Consider the following 25,606-nt stretch of genomic DNA (forward strand, 5'->3'; position numbering starts at 1 on the left):
CATTCACGCTGCGCTAATGGCAACGGTCTCCGCGAACAATTGAAAACAGAGTGTTCGAATTGCGAGGCGACCAGAGCAGCTCGGGCCGATCAATCGCGAACCACAACTTCCGTGCCGAACAGTATTGTACCTGACACCTTTTTGTCGAGGTGGGGGGTGAGTTTGGTGGCGGTCCAGTTTTCGATGCGGGTTCGGCAGGTGGCGGATTGGGTGTTGCGAACTGCCGGGTCTTGAAGTGATTGGATCAGCTGGGCGGCTTCGCTTAAAGTCTCGTAGCGAAGCTGGTCGGGTACATATTCGGGATAACTCAAGCCGTCAGGCACGACGGGAACCGCTCCCGCCCAGATCGCTTCACACATCGCGATTCCAAAGAATTCGTGGTCAGCCGTCGAGACCACGACGTCAATCATTGACAAGCGGTTGTGATACTCCGCGACACTGCCAGCGTATTCGTCGACAAACACCCGGTGACTGAATACTTCGATCAACCGAGCGTGTTCTTGGTCCCGACGCCCACGTTCACCAAGCAACACCAATTGAAAGTCCACTCCATCGGATTCCAATTGTTGCAACAGTTCGACGAATCGATCAGGCCGCTTGTCAGATTCGAATCTCCCAACCCATCCGATTCGTAAAGGATCGCCAGGCAAGCTTTCTTGGCGGTCAACCTCAAAGGCTTCAAAACCAGGCACGACGACGCAGCTACGCTTGTCGATCGCATCCAAATCGAAAGCGGCGCGACTATCTGGCATCCGCTTCAAGAAGTCTCGCGCATGTGACAAGAAAGTTTCACGATTGTGATTTGAATTGAACCAACATTCGTCACTTAATGACGCAGTCAACAGGTTCGTGAATGCGTAGTGATAATCGGCCTGCGATTTTGCGGCGACCGGATAGGCCCATTGGTTTTCGTGAAAGTAAGTAATGATTGGGACCTGACCGATCCACGATTTCAGTCTGCTATCGCGACTGGCAAAGCCAAGCCAAGTCGGTAGGTCCAGCATGTCACTGCAAAACACCACATCAGGCGAGACGGTTTCTTGCCGCCCATCCTCCCGCTGACCTTCAAGAGAAAGCGTTGCGGCAATCACATCACAAAGAGCCACCGGTGCCGAACGCATCCGCCATTTCCAATGTCTAGCGGGCAGTATCGCCAAATGCCAATGGTGTTTCGAATGGCGAACAACGCTTTCCAGAAAGGCACGGTGGCTGCCACCAAAGTACGGTTCGATCGCCAAGATATTCATCACACCGCCCAAGAACGCTCAGTTCGGATTGACTGTCCATTCAGGGTGCGCGCGACGCAAGCGTGCGATCTGCTGCGCCGTGACCGCGGTACCACGAAGGTCCAGCAATCTCAGATTAGGCAAACCGGAAAACGCATCGACGGCAGCATCGGTGATTTTGGTATTCGTCAACCACAGCGTTTTCAACTTTTGCAATTCACCGATCGCCGAAACGGTTTCGTCACCACAAACGGTACTTGATAGATCCAATTCCTCGAGTTCAGACTTCACAGCGATCCAAGCTGCAATCGAATCATCAACCGGACAGGCTTCAAGCGATAGTTGCCGCAATTGATCTGCCTTCGGAACAACCTGAAGAATCGTCGTCGTATCGATCGGCAAACCGGTCAAATCAAGCCAGCGCAGCTGATCAGTCTTCTCAATCGTCGCCAAACCCGTCTTATCCACCAAACAACCGCGCAGACACAGTTCCTCGATCGACCGGTCGTTCGGATTTGATCGGATCACTTCATTGTCGATCCGCAGCAGTGCGACCATTCCGCGTTCCGGTTCGTTCGGTTCATCGGTCGCAACAAGCCCATCAGGCAATTCGAGTGGGATGCGGTACAGGGCCGCAAGATTTGCATACAGCCAACGCCGCGCCATCACGTCATCGCTATCCATCAACCAATGCGTGTATCCGATCGCAAAGGCATAGAACTGGGCCAAGTCACCACGCTGTTGTGCGGCATCGCGTCCGTCGGGACGCAGCGCAGCCAGTGGCACGACTTCTTGGCGTGCGAACACACGATGGCGGATGAACTGCAACCGGGGACTATCCCATCCGCCAACGGTTGCAACACGATCACCGTAGGTCAACGATTCAAAATACCCCGCGATGCCTTCGACCATCCAAAAATCAGATTGCTCACCCGCGACGTCACCGCTCAATCCGTTGCGAGTCGCTTCACGAAACAATTGATGCACCAACTCGTGGCGTCGCGATGCGGTCCCGTCGCTGGATTCGGTCGGATAAAAAAACGAAGTGCGGCGTTCGGCACTGTAGAAGCCCGTCGATTGCGAGAGTGCTTGAAGTGATCCGCCAGTCAAGCGGGCAAGTGTGCGACCATAATCTTCTCTGTCGCGGAACAACACGACCCGCATCTTTTTGCGAGACGAAAGCCGAAGTCGCAAACCGTCGAGCAACTCATCGGTCGAAACCGCGTCTGTCTGCCCCAAGTACCGTGCGACTTGCAAACGTCCTTCCCAAAGCGGAAAGAACGCTTGCGTCCAAACCCAATAGCAGCGTTCGAGGTCTTCGGCGACGTCAGTGGTTTGCTCGCGATCGGCACGCGAAAAAATCTGGAAGTGTGGTGTATCAACTTGCGCGTAGCTGCCAGGTTTCCAACCGATCCAATCAGGTGCGCTGCGTCCGCGTGCGGCACGGATGGCGGCCAACGATTGACCGTCGCCTCCGAGTGGCAAACCGAAGCACTGCCGAATCGCTTTGTTGCCGGGGTCGCTTGCCAGGGCCGACCAAAGTTTCAAGTAGTTCGCCCAACCGGGAACGTCCCACTCCGCGATTCCTTTCGCCGCGTCACCGACGCAAACGCGCGAGCAAGGGTCGTTGGAAAGCGGCGTCACATCTGTGGATGGCGAAGTCGAGGTCTCGCCGATTGTGATCGCAGGGACGACCATTCGATCCCCAGCTGACACGACGTCAGCGCCGAAGTCAGCGTTGATTAATCCGCTGCCACAGAAAACAGCCAGAAACGCTGGAGCGAGAACTCGCAGAGCACACGAAGATTTGAAGAATGCGTTGGTCATCAAACCAGTCTAGCTGACGCTTCGAACGACACAAAACTGGTTCGCCCAAATGCGTCCGGAATCGTTTCGAGCACTCGTCCCGGCTGGGTCAGCAAACTCCATCGGTGTTGCGGGACCAATGGAGCTTGCTCCGGGACGAGTACTCGAACGAATCGGGGGGATGTCGAGGCGTGGCGATTGTGGCAACACGATGGTTACCGCACCGGAAAGCCCCGACGGGTGCGATTGGATGTGGGCGTTGTATTGGCTCACGTCCATTGGATGACCGCTAGTGGATCTGGTTTTGATCTCGAGCGGCGAGTTGGAAATGACCGTACAAGGTTTTGTACAACGCTTGTTCGCGGCGAATGATATAGAACTTCGCGCGTGGCCCTTTCTTGATATCCGGGTGATCCAGGATACCGGCCAAGTCAGCCATGCTTGCCGTTTGCCAGTTGTGGATCCCCAGCAGAACGTCGCCGACATGGATGCCTTGTTCTTCGGCTTCGGATCCGTTGCGAACTGCGGTGATCATCAGACCGCCTCGGTAGGGAGTCTGCATCCGAGCATTCAGCCGAGTCATCGCCGATTGGCTGATCGGTTTCGCTTGGATTCCGATAACAGACCAAGCGGTATCGCTGGTTCCTCGGGATGATTGCGAAGCCGAGTTGGTTGCGAGTGCCAACTGGAGTGGACTGCCGTCGCGTTCGACCTCGATGGACAGATCTTGCCCGGGGCGAGCGTGCAGCATCGCAAGTGAATAGTCGAGATGGTCATCGACCGGTCGAGCCCCAACGCGGACCACGCGGTCACCCGGCTTCAATCCGTCCCGTGCGGCAGAACTGCTAGCGGAGACATGGGTAATGGTCACTCCATCGCCATCGCGAGGGCCACCCTGGGTGCTCAATCCGGTATCGAGTCGATTCGCATTGTGCTCATCGATCATCGCTGTAACGATTTCTACAACTTGATCGATGGGGATTGCAAAGGCAATTTGTTGTGCACCGACACGAACCGCGACATTAACGCCGATAATATCGCCGTCGATGTTCAGCAACGGGCCACCGGAGTTGCCCGGATTGATTCCCGCACTGATCTGGATCAGGTCTTGGTAATCTTGCGTGTCGTTGACTGGAACGTCACGGTGCAGAGCACTGATGATGCCTGCCGTGCAAGTGTGAACGTAACCATAGGCGTTGCCGATGGCGATCACGGTTTCGCCCACCATCAGATCGCTACTCGTGCCACGCGGGACCGTGGGCAGTTGATAGTCGCTATCGATTTTGACGAGCGCGAGATCGTTTCGTGGCCGAGCGGCAATCAATTGTGCCGATGTTACCGAGCCGTCTTGCAGCGTCACGCGGATGTTATCGACGTCCTCGACGACGTGATAATTCGTAATCACGTAGCCTGCTGGGTCGATGATGACACCGGTTCCCATTCCGTTGACGTGCTTGAATCCGCCATCGCCGGTCGCTCCCGCCATTCCGGCAGCAGTCGAGCGGACGGTCTTTTGACCATGAAGGTTGACGACGGACGGGCTAGCACGGCGTATCGCCAAGACGATCGGATTCTCTCGCTTGGAATCGGTGACTCGTCCCACGGCGGCTGAGGACTCGAACGAAGTCAGCGCTGATTGTTGTGCCGAAGCATCGGCGACAAAAAAGGCTGAGGCGATCGAAAACGTCAATCCGTACTTGGTGAGTCGCTCGAACCATCGCTGGGTCTTCCGTCGACGACGGCCGATGGCCGGGGTGATTTGGATCGGTCGCATTGGTCCCCGTACCCGGTGGAGCAAAACTGGATGCATCCGTCACCGGTCGAACACTGCGGGATGTTCGCGATGACGGCAAAGCCGGAGTGCCCGGCACGAGAGTGTGAATCGGAACAACCGCTACGATCCCTTGACGGCTGTAGATCAATGCCGCAAGGTTTACCAGTCTTAACAATCGGCCCTACCCAAGAAGCCATTCTTCCGTGAATTCTCGGGGGATCAGCAACAACGTCGACTCGCCAAATGAGCGTTCCGACGACGCTGAATGCCTGCCCACGCAAAAATTTTCCTAAAATCACCCAGCCGCTGCCAAGTTGAGCGCCCACTCCGCGAAACTGTAAGAAGCTAGCAACTTCGCCCCGGGAAACTGAAAACTTCATCAGTGCCAACAAGGCGGTCGCAGCAGAACCCAGTCCGCAGCTGAATCCGGTCCTCTGAACGCTTCTTTTGCTCGTGAGTGATGGTCGTGAACGAATCCTCCATCGGAATGACAGCGACAATGGACTGTCAAACGCGTGAAACTGACTTGCCAAGCACCTGCTTGCCAGCCACTACGTCGCCCCCTGCGATAGAAGCGGTCGATTTCAGTGCCAAGCCGCCGCCCGGAGTGATCCGCCGATTCGCCGGATGGATTTCCTGGGGGATATCCGGCACGTTTGCGATCCTCTCGATGATCGTCTGCTTGGCATTCGTCGCTGCGATCCCAATCGTGCAGTTGATCACGTTCGGTTATTTGCTTGAGGTCGCAGGCGGTCTAGCCCGTGGAAACAAACTGCGCGACAGTCTGCCACATCTGGAAGCCTTTCGAAAAATTGGGCTGATTGTGGGAGCGGTCGTGATCGGTGCGATTCCCGTACAAGTGCTGGTGCACCTCGAAAGCGTGGCCGCGTTGATTGATCCTGGTTCGAATCAGGCGGGACGCATGCGTGTGTTCGCGTTTATCGCGGCCGGCCTCGCGATGTTCTATTTACTCTGGGCGTTGGCACGTGGTGGGCGTCTGATCGACTTTGTTTGGCCCCAACCGCTTGGCATGCTGCGTCGCGCGTGGCGGCCGAGCACCTACAGCAAACTGCCGGATCGATTGTGGAGTTTCACGCGTTCGTTGCAGTTGCCAAAGTATTTTTACCTGGGACTGCGTGGGGCAATCGGCACGCTACTTTGGTTGATTCCGGCGATGATCATCATTGCCGCCAACCGTAACGGAAAAACTGGCTTGGCTGGTCTCGTCGGTTTCGTCGCGGCGTTTGCACTGGGCGTCGTGCTGATGTATCTGCCGATGCTGCAAGCGCATTTCGCGAGCGAAAATCGAATTCGAGCCCTTTTCCAAGTGAAAAGAATTCGGCGGCTGTTTTGCTACGCGCCTTGGGCTTGGTTTGGCGCGATGGTGCTCAGCCTCGTACTGTTTCCGATTCCACTGTACCTCTTGAAAATCGAAGCCTTGCCACGCGAAGTCGCTTGGTTGCCGACGCTGGTGTTCGTCGCGTTTATTCTGCCCGCACGACTTTCTGCAGGGTTAGCCCTACGTCGTGCGAAACGTATCGCGGGACAGTATGACGACGGCGCAATCAAGCCTGACACCTGGACGAATTTCCTGTCGCGATGGCTGGTACGACTGATGATGCCGCTGGTGGTCGGGATCTACTTGGCATTCGTCACGCTTAGCCAATACACCAGTTGGGACGGGCTGCAAACCTGGGTGCAGCAACATGCGATCTTGGTCCCAATCCCGTTTATCAACGGGGTCTGATCGTCGTCCGCTAACGTCTTAGGCCGCGATATTGGGGCGTTCGTCTTCGGAACGGATAACAGTCAGCGATCGACGCCGTGGCTCGGATTCGGGCTGCATCTTGTCAAAAAGATTGCCCAGCAGTTTGGGGTGATAACAAATAAACGCCCAGAACACACCGAATGCGGCACCGCCAAAAATGTCGCTGGGGAAGTGCGCACTGCACGCAAGACGCTGTACCACGGTGCCCAGACAGATCAGCCCGAACAACAATCTGCCGCTTGGCAACACCATCCACAAACCGATGGTCAGCGCTGTCGCGGTTGCCATATTTCCGCTGGGAAAGGCTCGCGTGCTTGCGTCAAACGTGGCGACCTGAGACAGAGTCCAATCGAAAGCCCAGAGCCAAGCCGAATCGATCGAAGCGACGTCCAGGTTTAAGCCGGTCGGCCGCGGCCGCAGGACAAAAATTCTGCCGACGGTGGCAAAGGCTCCCGCCCCAACCGCCAAGGTCACGAGCCGCGGCAATTGCCAGCGACAATGAGGCGCCATCAGGAAGATCCCAAAGAGAACCAAAAAGACGCCGCTACCGTGTGAGAACACACGCATCAATTCGACCGCGTTGTAAACCTCGCGTGGCAGAGGGTCACCGGCAAACCACCGCGCCACTGGAACGTCAATCAGCGTGACGATCGGGACGCACAGCAACAACATGATTCCCATCCCGAACAAAGTCGACAATCGGAATCGGTAATTGAGTAATGAAGGTTTGCAGGCCGAATGGTAAGCCGCCATTGTGGCGTCGCAGGTCTTTTCAGCGTCTGCGGCGCCATCCTCGTAAGGTTGGTTCATCGGAATCGTTGCTCTCATTGCATCCATGCATCGAATAGCAGGCCAGTCGCTCGAAGGCGATCATCTCATTCCACCAGTGCGGAAGCGTATCGAATCGGACAGCCCCGGCGAAAGCGCAGTTCACTTGAGAAAACCTTCCCAAGTCCGTTTGCCCAGAATTAGTCAACTTTGACGATTAGGTTGACGATGACTGCTTCCGGTGAGGTTTCTGACATCACAATGGATCGCCCCTGTTTGTTGGGGGGCACGACGAGTTTCACGGAAGCGAACGATATGTCACGCGCACTTGGACTGTTGATGATCGGATGCATGGCATTCGGACTTAGTGGATGTGTAGGTCCGATGGGCATGCACTGCAAAATGCAAGGCTGCGGCAGCACCTGTGACTCGTGCACCGGTTGCGGCGAACTGTATGTTGATCCTTGGGTCAATCACCCGCCCGATTGCAAAGATCCGTGCGATTCTTGCGGCAACTTTAACGGACAATCGTGTGGCAAGTGCCGTGCGAGCTTCTCCGGCGTGCGCAGCCTGTGGGGTTACTACTGCGGATGTAACCCCGGTCCCGGCGGAACAACCAACCGCGGATTTGCACCGCGTTGCACCGGTTGTGATTCGGGGTGCGACGAATGCATCGCCGAGCCAGCGTGCGGATGCGAAGGTGCATGCGACTGCGACTCGTTCGTCGAACCGGGCTGCGGATTTGAGCCCGCGTGTGGATTCGAACCGGCGTGTGGCTGCGAAGGGCCGTGCAGTTGTGAACCAGCCTGTGGTTGTGAAGGCGGGTGCAGCTGCGGTGCATCAAGCAGCTACGGTCCAGTGATGGACGGAACGATCATCGAGTCTGGCGAAACCTTGTTGCCACCGGTCATTCACGATGACATCACCCCTGACCAAGCCTACCATCCGCACCGAGAGCGAAAGATTTTTAGTCCTCGGTCGGCATCCAATCGCGGTTTTCTGAACGAATACAACCGCTAGTTGATGACGGTCAGTGAATCCCGGGCTCCTGTCCGGGTGAGCGACCGGCAAGAAAATCAAAGTCACAGCCCAAGTCTGCTTGGGTGACATGCTTTGCGTAAAGTTGCCCATAGCCGCGTTCCGGCACCACATTGGGCAATGGGGTTGCCGCGGCACGTCGGGCGAGTTCTTCGTCTTCGATATGCCAGTGGATTTTGCGATTGGGTACGTCGATCTCGACCACGTCGCCCGTTTGCACCCAAGCAAGCGGCCCGCCGGCAGCGCTTTCTGGCGCGATGTGCAGAACGCAAGTCCCATAGCTGGTGCCGCTCATCCGCGCATCGCTGATTCGCACCATATCACGGATGCCTTCTTGTAACAGCTTCTTGGGAATCGGCAACATGCCCCATTCCGGAAATCCCGGAGCTCCCAAGGGGCCCGCACTCCGCAAGATGATGACACTGTCGGCGCTCACATCAAGCTCGGGATCGTGTATGCGAGCTTTCATGTCCGGATAGTTTTCAAAGACGACTGCCGGTCCTCGGTGGGAAAGCAGATTCGGATCGGCAGCCAATGATTTGATCACGCAGCCAGACGGGGCGAGGTTGCCGCGCAACACGCAGGTCCCACCAGCGGCCGCGACCGGTTTCTCCCGCGTGCGAATGACTTCGTCACCGATCACTTCGCAGCCAGAGATCTGTTCGCCCAAGGTGCCACCGAGAACCGTTTTGCAATCGACGTTCAAAAGATCTCGCATGCGTTCGAGCAGTGCTGGCAATCCACCGGCATCAAAGAAGTCCTCCATCAAATACTTTCCGCCGGGACGAATATCGGCAAGCACGGGTGTCGCTTGCGAAAGTTCATCAAACCGTTCCAGCGTTAGTGTCTGATCTAAACGTCCGGCGATGGCGATCAGATGGACAATCGCGTTGGTGCTGCCACCGATTGCCAGCGAGGTCATCACGCCGTTGTCGATCGATTCGGCAGTCAAAACGTCCGAGGGCTTCCAATTTGCCCAAGCCATTTCGACAGCGTGGCGTCCGGTTTGAGTCGCCAACCGACTGTGGTCAGCAACAACCGATGGGATACATGCCGCACCAGGCAAAGACATGCCCATCGCCTCGGTCACACAGGCCATCGTGCTGGCCGTTCCCATCGTCATGCACGTTCCGGCCGAACGTCCGATGCAATTTTCGATGCCTTTCCAATCTTTGTCGCAAAGGTTTCCTGCCAGTCGTTCATCCCAGTACTTCCAAGCATCACTGCCACTGCCAAGTGTGACGTCTTTCCAGCGTGCTTTCAGCATCGGCCCCGCCGGAAAAAAGATCGATGGGATGTCTGCGCTGATCGCTCCCATCAACATCGCGGGAACCGTTTTGTCGCAACCGCCCATCAGCACTGCTGCGTCGATTGGATGGCAGCGCAAGACTTCTTCAACCTCCATCGCCAGCAAGTTGCGATACAGCATTGTCGTTGGCTTCATCAACATCTCGCCAAGCGACATTACCGGAACTTCGACGGGGAAACCTCCTGCTTGCAAGATCCCACGTCGAACTTCATCCGCGCGATTTCGAAAGTGTGAGTGGCAAGTGTTTAGCTCACTCCACGTGTTCAGAATCGCGACAACAGGACGATTTTGAAAATCAACATCGTCAAAGCCCATCCCTTTCAGCCGAGAACGATGACCGAACGAACGCATGTCATCGGGACCAAACCAACGGTGTGAACGCAATTTGCTGGGGTCGCGTTCTTGTTTTGAAAGGTGTGAGACGAACTCGAGATTCATGACACGATCTGGGGAAGGGGAATCGGCGGGGCGGTGTCGCCCCGTAGTTTAGCCTTTCCCGATCGGGCGTGGTATGTCGTGAACGATGTCGTCATGGTCAAACACTCGTCGCGATCATGGCACTTTTTCTGCGGACTTAAAATCAAATTCAAATCCGATCACGTCGACGCGTTGTATTACGCCAAAGCAAAGAGTCGATCGAAGATCTCTCGTGTCGACGATTTCGCCTCGGACAACGTCATTTGAATCTCGCGCGGGTCGTGTTGATGCATCAGGTAAGCGAGATCTCGCAGACGCGACTCTGCCTCGGGCAATTCGTGTCGCGCTTCATTCTTCATCAAGCACAGGTTTGCCTCGATGCCACGCAGCGTTCGATAATTTTTCGAAAGGACCTCGCAGTCCTCACCCGACAACAGTCCTGCGCCAGCCAGTTTCTGCAGCGAATCAAGAATGCCGATACCGATCAAGTCACGACCGTGTTCGCGGATGTTTGCCAACGTCAACATCTGAGTGATGAATTCGATGTCGATGGTCCCGCCAACACCGCTTTTGGTGTTCTCGTCGCTGGCGGTCTCCTGCATTCGCATTCGCAGCTCCTTCAGCTCCGAAAGCATTGATGGACGCCAAGTCACGGATTCCAAAATCGACATCAACAGTTCGTTCGCCATTGCACGTTGACGACGACCGCCCGAGATTGCGCGAGCTTTGCTAAGCGCGATCTGTTGCCAAAGCGGTGCAATCCCCCGGCGAAACCTTGTTGCGAATTGTTCCAACGTTACCGCCAACACGCCTTCTTCACCGGCGGGACGCAATCGTCGATCAAGCTCGTACAGTTGGCCAAAGTCACTGGGATCATTGACCCGACGAATCACCGCCTTGGTCAACATGTTGAAGAACTGCGCGTTGCTGACCGTTTTTCGCGGCCCACCGACACGACGCCGCGTTTCGCCTTCATCGGTGTAAAGAAACACGATGTCCAGGTCGCTGCGATAGTTCGGTTCACGCCCGCCGAATTTCCCGATCGCGACCGCAATCAGATCCGCCGGTTCTCCCTCGGCATCGACTGGGTCACCAAAACGTGCGGCCAACTGCTCTTGTTCGTGTTCGATCGCTCGCCGCAAACAGGCTTCGGCGGTATCACTCAGCGCACCGTGTAGCGACTCCAATGATTCTTTGCCAAGGATGTCGTGGACACCGATCATCAGATGCGCGCTGCTTTTGAATCCGTGAAGCACCACATCGATGTCGATCGCACGACGGCAGAGATCAATTGACTTGGTATCCAATCGTTCGGCTGACGGCAATCGATTCATCAGTAGTGAGTCGATCAGTTCGTCCAACATGCCCGGCATTTCGACCAGCAAATCGCTCAAGTATGGCGTCGCCGCGCAGAGCCGCACCATCAATTCCAAGGTTGCCCGGTTGGTGTTGAGCAATTCCCACAAGCTCGACTTGCCGCCCAATGAATCGGCGACTTCGGCAAGGGTCTGCAGCGTCCGATCGGGATCCGGCGTCTTGGCGATTTCGGAGAGTAACTTCGGTGCCAGAGACGCAAAGAAGTGGTGGCACCGCCGCCGGGACAAAAATCGCACCGACTCGGTCGACAACGCACGAATGTTAACCATCGCACGTTCGATGTCAGTCAACGAATGGCGGATCAATGTTTGTCGGACCAGTTCTTCATCGGGTGAAGGGTCCAGCACCAACTCCGTTTCGGCCGCGAAGTCCTTCAGGTCATCGACGTCGTCCCCCTTGGGTGCGTCGACCATCAAGTGGTTCAGGACTTTGCGATTGAGCTCGAATGTTTCTTGAAGCTGCGACTGAAAACGCGAAAGGTCACCGACAGTCCCGTCTTCCGCACGCACCCCGAGGTGCCATGCCAGACGTCGCCGCATTGATTCGTCATGCGGCAAACAACTGGTGTGTCTTCCGCTCATCACAGACAGCAGGTGCTGCAATCGGCACAACCGCGCATAGCCTCGCGAAAGCAAGCTTGACTCTTGGTGCGTCAAACAGCCGTCGCGTTCCAGATTGGCGATCGCTTCATAAGTGTTACCGGCGCGGACCGTTTGGATTTCGCCGCCATGCAGCAGTTGCAAAAACCGCATCATCAACTCGACATCGCGGCGTCCGCCTGGCGCCAAATAGACGTCTTCGCCTTCACTGCTTTCCGATTCGAACCGACGTTGCAATTTGCGGCGCAGCGATCGAATATCGGCGAAATCGCGGCGACTCATAAACCGACGATAGATCCACGGTTGAAGTCGCTGGATCAGTTCATTGCCCACATCGATGTCGCCAGCGACCACTCGCGATTTGATCATCTCGATGCGTTGCCAAGTCCGCCCGTCAGATTCCAATCGCTTGGCGATCAAATCACCGCTACCGATCACGGTGTCTTCGCCGAGCGGCCGGAATGATGTATCGACGTTGATACTCAGCGCCGCAGAATCTTCGGAATCCGTCAGCGATACGATGTCGGAAACGACTTGATTGACAAACTCGCGATGCGAATCGCTTTTCTCTTCGATCGCGTCGTAGAGAAACATGATCTCGAGCGGACTGCCGTAGCCCATCTCGGCACCACCGAGTTGCCCAAGTCCGACGATTGAGATTTTGATCGGGCTTCCGTCACTGCGGATCGGGGTGCGGCCCTGGGATTCGAACCGTCGAAGGGTGAATGCCAAGGCGGCTTCTAAGATCGCGTCGGCGACAAAGGCAAGTTGTCGTCCGACATGTTCCGGGCTCATATCGCTGACAAATTCGCCGTATGCGATGCGAGCGGTCTCGCGGCTGGAGAACTTCCGAATCGCCAGGGCGGCTCGACTCCGGCTGTCGATCGTGGCCAGCTCGGCCACCAATTCGTCCACCAAGTACTCGCGTTCGGCGGGTTGTCCATCGCTGGCACGCAGCAAATCAAAGCTTTCAGGGTCCGCGATCAACCGATTCGCAAGCGTTTGGCTCGTCGAGAAAACCTGCAGCAACGTCGAAAGTGCTTTTTCGTCACGCTCAAAAAGCGACAGCAACGATGTAGGTGACCGACTGGCCGCAATAAACCGGTCGAGATTCGAAACCGTCGCATCGAAATCGACGAGGTCAGGCAGCTGCTGCAACAAACGTTCGCGCAGCATTGCCAACAGATCACCTGGCGCGCCACATCGCCAAATCGATTCCAGGTGGTGTCGGGCGGTGGACCAATTCGAAAAACGCGCCGGATTGATCCAGCCAAATTCGTCTTCCGAAGAGTGGTCAAGTGAGTCGGCGGTTGAACGGGGGGGCGACTGCACGGACGCCTCTGCGTTACGAGTGAAGTGGACGGTAAAGGACAATTTTTCAGTTTAGCTACCTCGGTCAACACCAATAGATGACCGAATACGATCGCTCGTACTTCAAGGTGGCACAACTGTTCCGATGACGGGCCAAAACCTACCGCCCAACCCGCTGAGCATTCTTCTCGAGATCCATTCGGGAACTGGGTCGAGAAGAGGGGAACTCAAATCCGGACTTCTAGTCTAAATCGTAGAGGGTTTTCCGTTAAGTCCGTGTCCGATGACCTACGTTTGACTGCCACCAACTTGACCGGGGCAGGAGAGGCCCCCGGGGTTCTCGCCAATTCGATCGACCGTCGCCTGTTCCCCACAACGACGACTTGTCGCCTCCCTGGTTGAGAATATGCAACACCGGAACGTGGGCTTTTCGAAACATCCCCGCGACCGGCCCGTGGCAATTCGCTCGCCTAAACTCTTTCCCCACAACAGGTTGCAATGATTATTGCCAGCCCACGCGGTCGTCTCGGCATCACAGATGCTGAAACCCTCCCGGACCAAATCGAGTGTTCACGTCCGGCATCAGAGGAAACGTTCATGGGTAACAGGATCAGCGGCCGCAGCTTGCAAGATGACGCCTTCGCAGCAGAAGAATCGGTCGATCGCCGATCTCGCGTCATGGGAGAAGAATTCGCGGATCAGCACATGGAAGATACCCCGGTCGACACCCGCGGCATGGGCGACGAGCTGGACATGGACGCCGACCCCACCGAAGACCCGGTTCGCATGTACCTCATGCAGATGGGCCAAATTCCGTTGCTGACCCGCGACCAAGAAGTTTCAGCCGCAAAACAAATCGAACACACTCGCGAAAAGTACCGCCACTGCATGCTGGCGACTGACTTCATGTTGCAAGGTGCACTGAAGTTGCTGCAACAAGTTCGCGACAAACAACTTCGCTTGGACCGCACCATCGAAGTCAGCGTCACCAACGCGTCTGAAAAGAAAGCGATCATGCAACGGATCGTTCCAAACGTACGCACCCTTGAATTCCTGCTGAAACAAAACAAAGCCGACTACTTCACCGCGATCAACAAGCGTTTGCCACTGCGTCAACGACGTGCCGCATGGAAGAACCTCGTCGTCCGCCGCAATAAAGCGGTCCGCTTGGTCGAAGAAATGAACCTGCGAACCGGAAAACTTCAGCCGATGTTCGACAAGCTGACCAAGACGTCGCGCCGCATGGTCGAAATCCACAAGCAACTTGTCAGCGGTCAAGCTTCGGACATGCCCGGTATGCCGAGTCAAACCGAGCTGAAAAGCGAACTGCATTACCTGATGCGAATGACCTACGAGTCGCCACAAACGCTGAACCGTCGCGTCAATCGCTGCATCGCCCTCCGCGATGACTACGAAGCCGCGAAACGAGTCCTGTCGGCTGGCAACCTGCGTTTGGTCGTCTCGATCGCCAAGAAATATCGCAATCGTGGCCTGTCATTCCTGGACTTGATCCAAGAGGGCAACACCGGCCTGATGCGTGCGGTCGACAAATTCGAACACGCTCGCGGATATAAGTTCAGTACCTATGCGACCTGGTGGATTCGTCAAGCGATCACCCGTGCAATTGCTGACCAAAGCCGCACCATTCGCGTGCCGGTTCACATGATCGACACGATGAACAAGATCCGCCAAATCACCCGTGACTTGGTGCAAGAGAACGGCCGCGAACCGACCGCCGAAGAAGTTTGTGCTCGCAGCGGTTTGAGCTTGGATGATACCCGTGTGATCCTGAAAATGAGCCGCCAACCGTTGTCGCTGGATCAACCTGTCGGCGATCACGAAGACAGCGTCTTTGGCGAGTTTCTGCAAGATCACCGTGATGACGATCCGTTGCTCGAAACCAACCGTCAAGCGTTGAAAGCTCAGATCAATCAAGCGATGGAAACGCTGAACTATCGCGAGCGTGAAATCTTGCGTCTGCGTTACGGCCTGGCTGACGGATACACCTACACCCTCGAAGAAGTCGGGCGTATCTTCCAAGTCACTCGTGAACGTGTTCGTCAGATCGAAAGCAAAGCGGTTCGCAAACTGCAACAACCGTATCGTTCGAAATCTCTGGCAAGCTTCCTGGACGGTGCTGACCTGGCACTGATGGAAGGCGGTGAACCCGTCTAATCCAATTTCACGTTGCTAACTTTTTTCATCGTTAGCACCGCGAAAGAATAAATTCCAAGTGTAAAGAAGCGGCTTAGAACCGTGAAAAGACACTGCGGTGGTGCACAGGAAGTTGCTCAGGAGTTGAACACTCGATTTGGCAATCCTTAACTTCTGGGTTGCTTCCTGAACGCACTGATCACGGTCGAAAGTGTGATCAGTGCACCCACCATCGGAATTGCCGGGATCAACAATCTCGGTTGTGCGGCAATCACGATTATTGCACAGACGCCGATTACAGGCACACTCGCCGGCAACCACTTGGCCGGTTTCTTCAGCGACGGCCACGCCAGCCATAATGCGGCCAGCACCAAGCCGACTCTTCCGAACGCTGCACTAAAAAACGTCCCCGAACTGGTGTCGTAAAACAGGTACGACAAAAGCGCGACGGTCAACATGATGACCGCAGCGATCAGCGTCATCATTCGTCGTACATCAACCGGTTCTTGCCGCTTACCCATGTCCCTGTGTTTCTGTCAGCGATTCGTGCTGGTGGGAAGCCTCACGCGTGTCGATCAGCTGGTCCCACAATAGAAACAGCAATCCCACCACAGCATAACCGGCTGCGAATTCAAACACTCGCCCTCGAAACTCTGATCCCAAGACGAGGTCACCCCAACTTTCCGGGCCAATGGGAACAAACAATCGGTTGCCTTGCAATGGCGAATGCATCAAGCCAACCAAGGTGAACGCGGTACAGACAAAAAAGACGACACCCGCGATTTTCAGTTTCCTGTCGATCACCGCCGCCAGCCCCCAGGCCCAAAGCAAGCTGGTCAAGATAAAGCCGCTGGCCAGCATCATCACCACACCATAGGCCTCCTGAAACGGTGGACTCAGATCAGCCGCCGATAGCCCAGCCTTGGCGAGCGACGAGTCCGTCAGGATCCGATCACAGAAATTGAAAACCAGGGCGGCAAGTGCGGGCAAGCATGCGATCGCTACCGCCGCGTAGTGTTTCTTCGGCGTCGCGGCAAAACTTTGTGCTGTGATCTCAAGCCCGATGAAAACCAAAATCGGCAAGACCGCAGGTTTGGGAATCACATCGTTAAGAAACGTGAAATAGCCGAGCAACCCGGCGCTGCCAATCACCAGTGCTGTGCCCAATGTGTATCCGGCACGGCCTCCCATTGCTTTGTACGCCGGATGGCCAATGTACGGAGTTGTTTGAATCACTCCGCCGCACAAACCAGCGATTAGCGTTGCGACCGCTTCAACACCGACCACGGTGGGCGTGTGATAATCGTCGCCCGCGGCCGCCGCGCTTTCGGTGCAATCGATTCCGCCCACAACAGTCGCTATCGCAAACGGCAATGCGATCGGAAGATACGGCAACGCATCAGGAAAGGACGAAAACCAACTGCCCGTGGTGGCATCCATCCAACGAGTTGGAAACCATTCGATTTGGCTGATCGCCGGAAAGTGATAGCCTTCAATCCCCAGGCCACACATCAAGTAAAAAACGATTCCCGCTGCAATCAACGCCCCCAAGGTTCCCGGAATGTTTTTCGGAAGCGGGATGCCGGCGATCAACGTCGTCAAAACAATCGAAAGCGCGATCATCCCTGGCAGCGGCTGAGCGAAGATCTCGGTCAGCGGGAAAAAGCTGATCAAGGCCAACGCGATCGCCGCCAACGAGCCCAACAAGCCAGCTCGCGGGACGACACGTCGAACCCAGTTGGTGGCCGGGGCCATCGCTAATTTCAATACCCCGCTCATCACGATGCACCAGATTCCGATATGCCAGGTTCGGCGGGCGGCAACTTCGGGTGCCAACCCAAGTGTCTCGACGCCCTGCAAAAACGAGGGGCCTAAAATCAGTAGCGAAACACCGAACACGCTGGGCGTATCCAACCCCAACGGCATCGCAGTCACATCACTGGACCGCTTCTTTTTCGCGAGCCGAAACGCGAAGTACACAAACGCCAAGTCACCGATCAAGACGCCCAGGGCGGTTCCTGGCACGAGGGCAGAGATCGCAAAGTCTGTCGGGAAACCGAAACCGGCCAAAAGAATGACGACTAAAAACAGCCCGGTTAAATTGTCGAGCATTAAGCCGAAGAACGCATTCACGTCCCCCGGTGTGAGCCATTGATAACCGGTCCAATCGGGACCCTCGGGTGACTTTGATGCCGAATAAGAATTCGGCTTCACGTTCGATTCGCTCGACAAATCCAAGGCTATTCCTCTTTTGTCAGGGCCTGCACGCTGAATCAATCGGGTCGCGCGAAGGCAAAATTCGTTTTGCTATCGCGTTGTATCTACGATTGCGCCATTCAGCCAGCCTTGCCCACCAAAGAGTCTGACTAAATCTGGAAAAAGCGTTTTGACGTTCGAGCCAATCGACGAGATAATGCGTAGCAATGGGCAACCGGGCTCCCCGTCCTCAACGGAAGTCATCAAAACCACTATCCGAACATTACGGAACCCCCGGCTCCCTTAACGAAGGCTTCTTATCGAAACGCAGCGATTTCGAACCACGGCGATTTCACGGCTATTCGCAACTAGGCAAATTCAATGTCCGCTCCCTCCGCTTTGCCTCATTATTCCGTTTCGAACGCCGATCAAGCTGCGTCTGCGGCAGCGGATCAAAACGAACTGACCGACGAAGCGTTGTTGGCGGCCTACCGTGAGACAGGTAATCGCGGCTTTTTTAACCAGTTGATGCAGCGATACCAGCGCGAAATCTACAGCTATTTGCGCCGCTACATCGGTAGCGTGGAAATGGCCGAAGATGCCTTCCAAGGCACGTTTCTGCAGGTCCACCTGAAATCACACCAGTTTGATAGCTCGCGGCGGTTTCGCCCCTGGCTGTACGCAATCGCGACGAATCAGGCGATCGACGTGCAACGCCGCAATAAACGGCATCGCATGGTCAGCCTCGACCGGACGCCGAACGACAACGAACAGCGGAACGCCAGTTGGGCCGAAAAGCTCGTCGGTGCAACGCCAGACCCACTTGCCGCCGCCGCGACCCAAGAAAACGGCAACTGGATGAAAGATTCCATCCAGACACTCGGCGAACCGATGCAGCAAGTCATCCAGCTGGTCTACTACCAAGGCTTGAAGTACCGCGAGGCGGCAGATGTCTTGGGAATCCCAGTGGGAACCGTCAAAAGTCGCTTACACGCCGCCGTCCAACGACTCGGTGTGATGTGGGAAGATTCACACGAAGCCGCCGCGGACGCGTAGAATAAAGTGTTGGCTGCCCTAGGCGGTCGGCTGTGACGGACGACAGGTTGACGGTTTTCGCCCAAGCCGCGAACCAACCTCTTGATGTTCACGTAACACCAATCAATCCGTCATTTTCCGCTTTGTGAAAGTGATCATGGCGCACCTGCCGATGTCGAAAATGACATCCCAGTTGCCAAGTTCACTCCCACCCTTCGTTTCCCACCGTTCAATCTATGCACGAAGACCTGCTCGGTTACCTTCTCGGTGCGCTTGAACCAGACGAGATGCAACGTGTCTCGGATTGGCTGAAGGACAATCCAGAGGGACAAGCGGAACTCGCAAGACTTGAACGAGCCTTAAAACCACTCGAAGATGGCTTTGAAGCAATCGAAGCCCCCAGTGATGATCTGCTCGCTCGCACAATGGCTGCGATCCCCGACGGAATCCCGCCGGTAAGCGACGATTCACTGCACCATCAGCACAAGGTGACACTCAGCGACGTCGAACTGTCACGTGAATCCATGCGGACAGGAAATCGCTGGAGCGTGATGGATTCGATCGGCGGCTTGCTTTCCGTTGCAACGCTGCTCGCGCTACTCCTGCCGACGATTGCTGCTGGCCGCTTCGAATCACGTAAAACCGCCTGCCAAGATAACCTTCGTTTGCTTGGTACCGCGCTGATGCAGTATGTCACTCGCGATCACCAACGACGGTTGCCACAAGTCAACGCGAGTGGTCCCGAAGCTTTCGCGGGGGTGTATGCGATTCGCCTCAACGACGCCGGGTTGCTCCCCGAAGGCAACACCCAGTGGTGCCCTTCAATGGACACACCGTCGTTTGCACGCGGAAATCAAACGACTGCGGGAAAGAATTCGCCAGCGGACTTGGCACCTGATTCCTATCGCTTGCCGACCGCGACGGAACTGCATGAGCTCTCGGTCAACCAGCTTCAGTGGACCCAACAATATGCTGGCGGACACTATGCCTATTCGCTTGGCGTGATCGGCGACCGAGGCTATTCGTCGCCGCGTTATGAAGGCCGCGCCACATTCGCAATTATGGCCGATGCTCCGATCGCCCAGCAGGACGAATTCGGCATCACCAGCACCGGGTACTCACACGGTGGCAACGGGATCAACGTGCTTTACGAAAACGGTGCCGTTCGCTTTGTCTGCTTAGAAGCGATCGACTCGATGCGTGACAATCCATTCTTAAATCACGCCGGGGCGGCCGAAGCTGGGGTGAACATTGACGACGCAAGTTTGGCCCCCAGCTTCATTCCACCTTTCAAAATGTCCGTTCAACGCTAAAGCATCTCGGCGATGCGTGATTCGAACGGGTTGGGGCGACGGGTGCAGGAACGCCTGCTTGAACTTGATCCTAGAATCCATCCTTAAGACGCATCGCTTGGGGCAACTGACTTTGAAACGATGCGAGGCAAAGCGGATGCCTTACCACAAGTTCTCACACCCAGACGGTTCGCGTCGGCACCATTGCCCGGAAATCCGATCGCAAACCAATTATGGCGTTCCTGCACCCCGAGGGTTGTGATCAAGCAGGTTGTGCTTGAGCTGTTTGCAGTGACCGTAGGGCCTTGTACGCAGCGATTGGTGTCGACAGCGTCGGTTCGAATCCTTCGATCGCTTGGATGACGTGGCGAACAACTTCGCGATGCACGCCGCTTTTCTCGAGGTCACGCAAGGCGTGGTGAGCAGCTCGACAGAAGACCGACGAAGGAGCCTGACGGGTCAAACCGCTAAGCAACGCCATCAGACCTGATTCGCCAAGTTGGGCGACACCTTCGGATGCGATCCAGCGGATGTTTTCATCTTCGTCGTCCATCGCATGCACCAAAGGAATCGCCGCGATAGGATCGGAGATTGATAACAAGCACTTAGCCGCTTCCCAACGCACTTGCGCCCTGGGGCTGATCAATTTGCCGATCAGAGCTCGAGTGATGTCTGGCCCGGAGATCGCGACTAGTTTCTCACGAGCCCTCGTCCGTTGGACGCCATCCTGGGACTCCAACTGTTTCAATAGCAGAGAGGTGTTGGAATGATTCATGGGACCAATCCTTTATTTTGTTGTTGAAGGTGAATCGTTTTGGCTGACGAATTCACTTGGCAAGTGCCGTACCGATGCGTCTGATCGATCAGAAGAAAACCGGCCCACGAGCCCCCTGCGGCCAACGCTCAGGCCAGCTTCAACAATGCTTTGCTCCGTCTTTTCGATACTTTTTTATTCTTGCTGACCACTGGCAGAAATATTGAAAAGTCGTTTGACCGTCCACGCTTCCAGGTGGAATGGAGTAGTTGGTTCAAGCGATCGGGCGCGAACAAGGATTGCTCGTTACGAACAAATTACTTGCGTCAACACGGTAACTTCGTTCAGTTCAACGCGAACCGGCACACAGGATTCAACTCCCCGCATCCTTCCCAAACTGCCTTAAACTAACTCCATCGCGTCTCACCCCGCACTTGGCGGGATGCCCCCATGCCTTCCAACCGGTTGCGATAGGCAAAAATCCAATTGGTATGAGATTCGCTTGTACAGATTCTACACAGCGGAAGACGGAGATTGCTCGAACTGATTCGGGACACCGTCGATCCGAACTCCGACCAGGCGAACGTTGTGTGTCATCTTTTAGTATCCGGGTTGTCTTCGGACGGCCAAACACGCCGAGATGCTTTGACCAACCATCCCACCGACGCCCACCCCACTCGATGACTTGATGAACACACGCAATCGCTGCCATGGCCATGATGCCGCTTGGCAGACTGCTTTGATTTGCAGCAACACTTCCATCAGCAGAAAAGGCGAATGCTGATGAAGGACGACAACAACAGCTATTGGTTGCCGGCGGCGATTGCGATGGCTTTCGTCGCCATTGCGATTTTCGGTGTCGTTACATTCCATAACACCATCGCTGTCAGAGAAGGCGAACGCGAAATCGCAAGGTCGCACAACATCCGTGAAATGACGCGTGAGTTGCTCTCGTCGATGAAAGACATGGAAACGGGACAGCGCGGTTTCCTGATCACCGACAACGACGCGTACCTTGAATCGTATTTCAAAGGCCTCAGCAAAGTCGACACGAACTTCGAAGAACTGCGGAAGCTGATCCACCAAAACAAGATTCAGTCGGATCACCTTGACCGCGTTGAACGGTTAAACGAAGACCGAAAAACCTACCTCGCCGAAACGATCGAGCGACGACGCTCGTCGCCCGGGCCACGAATCCCCGATGATGTCCTCGAACTTTTGTCTTCGGGACGTGGAAAAGAAAAGCTGGACGAGATACGTCATATCGTTGACGAAATTCTCGCCGAACAAAACCGTCAACTGACTCAACAAGAAGCGCTCTCCGAAGAACGCGCGGTCGCGTCCGAGTTTTTGATTGTTGCAGGAAATTTCTTAGCGCTCAGCCTCTTGGTAGGTGCCGGCGCGATCGCACATTTGGACCGAAAACGCCGTGACGATGCCGAGTCGAAGATGCTTGCCAAACAAGCCGAGTTGGTCTCGATCATCAACTCATCGCATGATGGCATCATCACCTTCGGGCACGACTTAAAGATCCGCTTGATGAACCCAACTGCGGCGGCGATCTACCGTGTCGCGCCGGAGAAGATCCTCGGCATGAATGTGCTCGCGCTCTTTCCTTCGGCAAGACGTGCCGATGGTGAAGCAAGGATCCAGCAGTTCCTCGCCTCTGGCGAATCGATGGCTGTGATTGCCGAAGCAATCGGTTTGAGATCAGACGGTTTAGAGTTCCCTTACAAAGGCACGATGACCAAGACGATTGCCGGCGACGAGTTTGTCACCTGGATGGTTCGAGACTTGAGCGAATCGAAAGCCAACGAAGCCAAGATTCGCGAACAGGCTGCCATATTGGATCAGGTGCGTGATGCGATTCTGGTCTGTGACATGGAAGGGCGAATCCTGTTTTGGAACCGTGGTTCCGAACAACTCTTTGGCTACTCGGCCGAAGAGGCAATGCACCGCAATGTGGTCGACTTGCTCTTCAAGGAGATCTCTGACTTTTGGAGCCGTGGGCAGGAAACGCTTTCTGACACCGGTGTCTATCAAACGGAGATCAACCATCAAGGAGAAGACGGCGGCTTGATCGCAATCGCACACCGCCGAACCTTGATCCGTAACGAACAAGGGATTCCGTATGCGCAACTTTGCTTAAACTTTGATGTGACCGAACGCAAACGCGAGGAGTCTCGGTCACGACGTTCTCAACGCCTGATCAGCATCGGCACACTTGCCGGTGGCATCGCCCATGATCTGAACAATCTACTGACTCCGATCTTGATGGGTGCGAAACTGTTAATGCGTGAAGGCAGCGATCATCAACGTCTTGCCAAAACGATTTTGACGAGCGCCGAACGCGGAGGCCAGATGATCAAAAAGCTGCTCGCGTTTGCCGGTGGCGAAGACGGCCCGCGAGCCAAAATCAATATCGCCGATGTACTGGAAGAGGCGCACGGGATTCTGCAACACACGCTTCCGAAGTCCATCGAACTTAACGTAACGACCGATGACGCGTTGCTATCGGTCAATGGGAACGCGACGGAGCTTTCGCAAATCATCATGAACTTGGTGATCAACGCACGTGATTCGATGCCCGACGGAGGGCAGATCGAAATCACCGCCGAAAACGATTTCGTCGACAGCGCGCGGGCCAAAAAGATCAACGATTTGGGCGAAGGCCACTACGTTCTGATCAAAGTGAGCGACACCGGATCGGGCATCGAAAAACAACACATCGATCACATTTTCGACCCGTTTTTTACGACAAAAGAGCAGGGTAAGGGCACAGGGCTTGGCCTTTCCACATCGCTCGGAATCGTGCGGTCGCACGGCGGTGACATCTATGTCCAAAGTGATCCAGGTGTGGGAACGACGTTCTCCATTTACCTCCCGTGTGTCGAGTCCGATGCCGGACCTACCGGAGTAACTCGTGCCCCGAAAACTCCCGGTGGCTCTGGCGAAGCAGTGTTGATCGTTGATGACGAGGCTTTGATCTTGGAAACCGCCGCGGAAACACTTCGTGCAAACGGTTATCAAGTCTGGACCGCGCCCGGCGGTCGCAAGGCAATCGAGGTCTTTAAAGAACAGCCCGAACCGTTTGACCTCGTGATCGTCGACATGATGATGCCGGGAATGGATGGCAACGCCACCAAAAACGAACTGCGACAGCTACAGCCCGAGGTCCTGATTGTCGCCAGCAGCGGTTTGCGGCGACCAGGCAATGACGGAGTTCACCTCAGCGACTTCGACGCGTTTTTGTCAAAGCCCTACAGCGACGAAAACCTGCTACAAACAATTCACCGAGTCCTGCACAAACAAAAGAAATCATAGGCCAATCATGCGACTGCTAGTCATTGACGATGAACCGCTGATCCTCGAAGCGATCAGCATGACGTTCCCCGACGACGATGTCGTGACCGCCGACAACGCCCAATCCGGTATCGACGCGTTTGTCGAACAAACACCAGATGTCGTCCTGTGCGATATCAGAATGCCGGACATCACCGGGATGGAAATTTTTGAAAAGATTCATCGGATCGAGCCCAAGGTGCCCATCATCCTGATGACCGGTCAAGGAACCGCCGGGACCGCCATCGAAGCAATGCAACGCGGTGCGTTCGAATACGTCCTCAAGCCTCTCGATCCAGACACACTGATCCCTTTGATCGAGAATGCCACCGAGACCAGTCGCATGGCTCGTGTCCCCGCGGTGGTCCCAGACAACATCGATCACTCGGTCGCCAACGATGACTCGGACTTGCTGATCGGCTCTTGCCCACAGATGCAAGAAGTCTATCGCTCGATCGGTCGTGTGACCGCACAAGACGTCACCGTTTTGATCCTTGGCGAAAGCGGAACCGGAAAGGAAGTGATTGCCCGGGCGATCTACCAATACAGCTCTCGATCGAACGAACGTTTTCTGCCGATCAACTGTGCCGCGATCCCCGAACAGTTGTTAGAAAGCGAATTGTTCGGTCATGAAAAGGGAGCGTTCACCGGCGCCGACCGAAAACGTGTTGGCAAGTTCGAATTGTGCAACAACGGCACGCTGTTCCTTGATGAAATCGGCGACATGACACCGCTGATGCAAACGAAGATCCTGCGTGTCCTTCAAGACCAATCGTTTGAACGGGTTGGCGGAAGCGAAACGATTCATACGAACGCTCGGTTGATCGCGGCAACCAACGTTGACCTCGAACTCGCGATGGAAGAGAAGCGGTTTCGTAGCGACCTTTTCTATCGCTTGAACATCTACACCATCCGGCTGCCACCTTTGCGTGACCGCGGCGAAGACATCTTGGAACTCGCCAACTACTTCGGCAGCCGTTTTTCGAAAACACTTGGCAAAGAGTTCGGTGGATTCGCATCCGAAGCGGTTGACCTGATGATGACCTATGCTTGGCCCGGCAACGTGCGTGAACTGCAAAGCGCGATTAAACACGCGCTGTTGCAGGCGACCGCGCCAGTCATCGTCCCCGCGTTTCTTCCTGAATCGATGCGCAAAGCGCATGGCTTGCCGACCACGCCCTCGACCGCAACGAATGAAAACGCCATCGACTTTGCGGCGCTCACACGCGCCCGTTTAAAGGCCGGCGGCAATGACATTCACCGTGAACTCGTCAGCATGGTGGAGCGACAGATCTTCGCCGAAGCGTTGGAATACTTTGACGGCAATCTGACCCAAGCGGCAAAGCGTTTAGGGATTACGCGAACGACATTGCGGTCGCGGCTCGAGTCACTGCAGATGTCAGTCGAGCGGCAAACATCGATCCAATCAAAGTAGTCCTC

At 55.5% G+C, this 25,606-nt stretch carries 18 protein-coding genes; 7 read left to right on the forward strand and 11 right to left on the reverse strand.

Translation table 11 applies throughout. The features are described from left to right. Positions 1–89: 89 nt before the first annotated feature. Genes CGZ80_RS14125 through CGZ80_RS14140 form a run of 4 tightly spaced genes read right to left on the reverse strand, consistent with a single transcriptional unit; the run spans position 90 to position 4,806 of the window. On the reverse strand, positions 90–1,247 hold the full coding sequence (locus CGZ80_RS14125) for a DUF3524 domain-containing protein (RefSeq protein WP_094415475.1): 1,158 nt from the start codon (positions 1,245–1,247) through the stop codon (positions 90–92). 18 nt (positions 1,248–1,265) lie between these two features. Continuing rightward, positions 1,266–3,053 (reverse strand): leucine-rich repeat domain-containing protein, encoded by a 1,788-nt coding sequence (locus CGZ80_RS14130; protein ID WP_094415477.1) that lies wholly within the window; start codon positions 3,051–3,053, stop codon positions 1,266–1,268. 9 nt (positions 3,054–3,062) lie between these two features. Continuing rightward, complete coding sequence (locus CGZ80_RS14135) at positions 3,063–3,311, reverse strand: hypothetical protein (RefSeq protein WP_094415479.1); 249 nt, start codon at positions 3,309–3,311, stop codon at positions 3,063–3,065. 10 nt (positions 3,312–3,321) lie between these two features. Further along, positions 3,322–4,806: a trypsin-like peptidase domain-containing protein gene (locus CGZ80_RS14140; protein WP_094415481.1), complete on the reverse strand. Its 1,485-nt coding sequence runs from the start codon at positions 4,804–4,806 to the stop codon at positions 3,322–3,324. Between the two features lie 499 nt (positions 4,807–5,305). On the opposite strand from CGZ80_RS14140, the gene CGZ80_RS14145 reads away from it, so the two are divergent. Further along, a complete protein-coding gene (locus CGZ80_RS14145) occupies positions 5,306–6,553 on the forward strand; it encodes a DUF4013 domain-containing protein (RefSeq protein ID WP_094415629.1) in 1,248 nt (415 codons plus the stop codon). A gap of 18 nt (positions 6,554–6,571) precedes the next feature. Here CGZ80_RS14145 and CGZ80_RS14150 read toward each other — a convergent pair whose 3' ends face one another. After that, a complete protein-coding gene (locus tag CGZ80_RS14150; RefSeq protein ID WP_233148423.1) occupies positions 6,572–7,384 on the reverse strand; it encodes a phosphatase PAP2 family protein in 813 nt (270 codons plus the stop codon). Between the two features lie 273 nt (positions 7,385–7,657). Between CGZ80_RS14150 and CGZ80_RS14155 the strand changes: the two genes are divergently transcribed. Next, the gene (locus CGZ80_RS14155) at positions 7,658–8,362 is read left to right on the forward strand and encodes a hypothetical protein (RefSeq protein ID WP_143543923.1); all 705 of its coding nucleotides are present in this window, start codon (positions 7,658–7,660) and stop codon (positions 8,360–8,362) included. A 10-nt stretch (positions 8,363–8,372) separates the two neighbouring features. Here the strand turns inward: CGZ80_RS14155 and araD are convergent, their stop codons facing one another. Together araD and CGZ80_RS14165 are read right to left on the reverse strand one after the other, a co-directional pair. Further along, positions 8,373–10,127 (reverse strand): L-arabinonate dehydratase, encoded by a 1,755-nt coding sequence (araD, locus tag CGZ80_RS14160; RefSeq protein ID WP_094415488.1) that lies wholly within the window; start codon positions 10,125–10,127, stop codon positions 8,373–8,375. A gap of 176 nt (positions 10,128–10,303) precedes the next feature. Continuing rightward, positions 10,304–13,414, reverse strand: a complete 3,111-nt coding sequence (locus tag CGZ80_RS14165; protein WP_094415490.1) for a hypothetical protein — start codon at positions 13,412–13,414, stop codon at positions 10,304–10,306. A 576-nt stretch (positions 13,415–13,990) separates the two neighbouring features. Here CGZ80_RS14165 and CGZ80_RS14170 point away from each other — a divergent pair. After that, positions 13,991–15,568 (forward strand): RNA polymerase sigma factor RpoD/SigA, encoded by a 1,578-nt coding sequence (locus CGZ80_RS14170; RefSeq protein WP_198953694.1) that lies wholly within the window; start codon positions 13,991–13,993, stop codon positions 15,566–15,568. Between the two features lie 146 nt (positions 15,569–15,714). Here the strand turns inward: CGZ80_RS14170 and CGZ80_RS14175 are convergent, their stop codons facing one another. Further along, entirely contained in the window at positions 15,715–16,068 is a 354-nt protein-coding gene (locus CGZ80_RS14175; RefSeq protein ID WP_233148424.1) for a hypothetical protein, read from the reverse strand. Next, entirely contained in the window at positions 16,061–17,761 is a 1,701-nt protein-coding gene (locus CGZ80_RS14180; protein WP_315851419.1) for a permease, read from the reverse strand. Before CGZ80_RS14180 ends, CGZ80_RS14175 begins: the two co-directional genes overlap by 8 nt. A 363-nt stretch (positions 17,762–18,124) precedes the next feature. Between CGZ80_RS14180 and CGZ80_RS14185 the strand changes: the two genes are divergently transcribed. Both CGZ80_RS14185 and CGZ80_RS14190 read left to right on the forward strand, forming a co-directional pair. After that, positions 18,125–18,799 (forward strand): RNA polymerase sigma factor, encoded by a 675-nt coding sequence (locus CGZ80_RS14185; RefSeq protein WP_094415494.1) that lies wholly within the window; start codon positions 18,125–18,127, stop codon positions 18,797–18,799. Positions 18,800–19,014: 215 nt separating this feature from the next. After that, a complete protein-coding gene (locus tag CGZ80_RS14190; RefSeq protein ID WP_094415496.1) occupies positions 19,015–20,091 on the forward strand; it encodes an anti-sigma factor family protein in 1,077 nt (358 codons plus the stop codon). Positions 20,092–20,332: 241 nt separating this feature from the next. On the opposite strand, the gene CGZ80_RS14195 is transcribed toward CGZ80_RS14190, so the two are convergent. Continuing rightward, the gene (locus CGZ80_RS14195; RefSeq protein ID WP_094415498.1) at positions 20,333–20,845 is read right to left on the reverse strand and encodes a HEAT repeat domain-containing protein; all 513 of its coding nucleotides are present in this window, start codon (positions 20,843–20,845) and stop codon (positions 20,333–20,335) included. A 579-nt stretch (positions 20,846–21,424) separates the two neighbouring features. Further along, positions 21,425–21,586 (reverse strand): hypothetical protein, encoded by a 162-nt coding sequence (locus CGZ80_RS27970; protein ID WP_158222691.1) that lies wholly within the window; start codon positions 21,584–21,586, stop codon positions 21,425–21,427. Between the two features lie 21 nt (positions 21,587–21,607). Here CGZ80_RS27970 and CGZ80_RS14205 point away from each other — a divergent pair, with 21 nt between their 5' ends. Both CGZ80_RS14205 and CGZ80_RS14210 read left to right on the forward strand, forming a co-directional pair. Beyond that, positions 21,608–24,148, forward strand: a complete 2,541-nt coding sequence (locus tag CGZ80_RS14205) for a CHASE3 domain-containing protein (protein WP_158222692.1) — start codon at positions 21,608–21,610, stop codon at positions 24,146–24,148. A 7-nt stretch (positions 24,149–24,155) separates the two neighbouring features. Further along, positions 24,156–25,601: a sigma-54-dependent transcriptional regulator gene (locus CGZ80_RS14210; RefSeq protein WP_094415504.1), complete on the forward strand. Its 1,446-nt coding sequence runs from the start codon at positions 24,156–24,158 to the stop codon at positions 25,599–25,601. Positions 25,602–25,606: the final 5 nt, after the last annotated feature.

The sequence above is a fragment of the Rhodopirellula sp. MGV genome (genome assembly GCF_002251265.1).
Taxonomy (GTDB): domain Bacteria; phylum Planctomycetota; class Planctomycetia; order Pirellulales; family Pirellulaceae; genus Stieleria; species Stieleria baltica_A.

What these genes read in the sequence shown, in the direction of transcription:
- CGZ80_RS14170 (WP_198953694.1), top strand. Translation starts at nt 13,991, where the DNA reads ATGGGTAACAGGATCAGCGGCCGCAGCTTGCAAGATGACGCCTTCGCA.
- CGZ80_RS14195 (WP_094415498.1), bottom strand. Translation starts at nt 20,845, where the DNA reads ATGAATCATTCCAACACCTCTCTGCTATTGAAACAGTTGGAGTCCCAG.
- CGZ80_RS14205 (WP_158222692.1), top strand. Translation starts at nt 21,608, where the DNA reads ATGAAGGACGACAACAACAGCTATTGGTTGCCGGCGGCGATTGCGATG.
- CGZ80_RS14135 (WP_094415479.1), bottom strand. Translation starts at nt 3,311, where the DNA reads ATGGACGTGAGCCAATACAACGCCCACATCCAATCGCACCCGTCGGGG.
- CGZ80_RS14190 (WP_094415496.1), top strand. Translation starts at nt 19,015, where the DNA reads ATGCACGAAGACCTGCTCGGTTACCTTCTCGGTGCGCTTGAACCAGAC.
- CGZ80_RS14185 (WP_094415494.1), top strand. Translation starts at nt 18,125, where the DNA reads ATGTCCGCTCCCTCCGCTTTGCCTCATTATTCCGTTTCGAACGCCGAT.
- CGZ80_RS27970 (WP_158222691.1), bottom strand. Translation starts at nt 21,586, where the DNA reads ATGGAAGTGTTGCTGCAAATCAAAGCAGTCTGCCAAGCGGCATCATGG.
- CGZ80_RS14125 (WP_094415475.1), bottom strand. Translation starts at nt 1,247, where the DNA reads ATGAATATCTTGGCGATCGAACCGTACTTTGGTGGCAGCCACCGTGCC.
- CGZ80_RS14210 (WP_094415504.1), top strand. Translation starts at nt 24,156, where the DNA reads ATGCGACTGCTAGTCATTGACGATGAACCGCTGATCCTCGAAGCGATC.
- CGZ80_RS14155 (WP_143543923.1), top strand. Translation starts at nt 7,658, where the DNA reads ATGTCACGCGCACTTGGACTGTTGATGATCGGATGCATGGCATTCGGA.
- CGZ80_RS14130 (WP_094415477.1), bottom strand. Translation starts at nt 3,053, where the DNA reads ATGACCAACGCATTCTTCAAATCTTCGTGTGCTCTGCGAGTTCTCGCT.
- CGZ80_RS14150 (WP_233148423.1), bottom strand. Translation starts at nt 7,384, where the DNA reads ATGAACCAACCTTACGAGGATGGCGCCGCAGACGCTGAAAAGACCTGC.
- araD (WP_094415488.1), bottom strand. Translation starts at nt 10,127, where the DNA reads ATGAATCTCGAGTTCGTCTCACACCTTTCAAAACAAGAACGCGACCCC.
- CGZ80_RS14175 (WP_233148424.1), bottom strand. Translation starts at nt 16,068, where the DNA reads ATGGGTAAGCGGCAAGAACCGGTTGATGTACGACGAATGATGACGCTG.
- CGZ80_RS14140 (WP_094415481.1), bottom strand. Translation starts at nt 4,806, where the DNA reads ATGCGACCGATCCAAATCACCCCGGCCATCGGCCGTCGTCGACGGAAG.
- CGZ80_RS14145 (WP_094415629.1), top strand. Translation starts at nt 5,306, where the DNA reads ATGGACTGTCAAACGCGTGAAACTGACTTGCCAAGCACCTGCTTGCCA.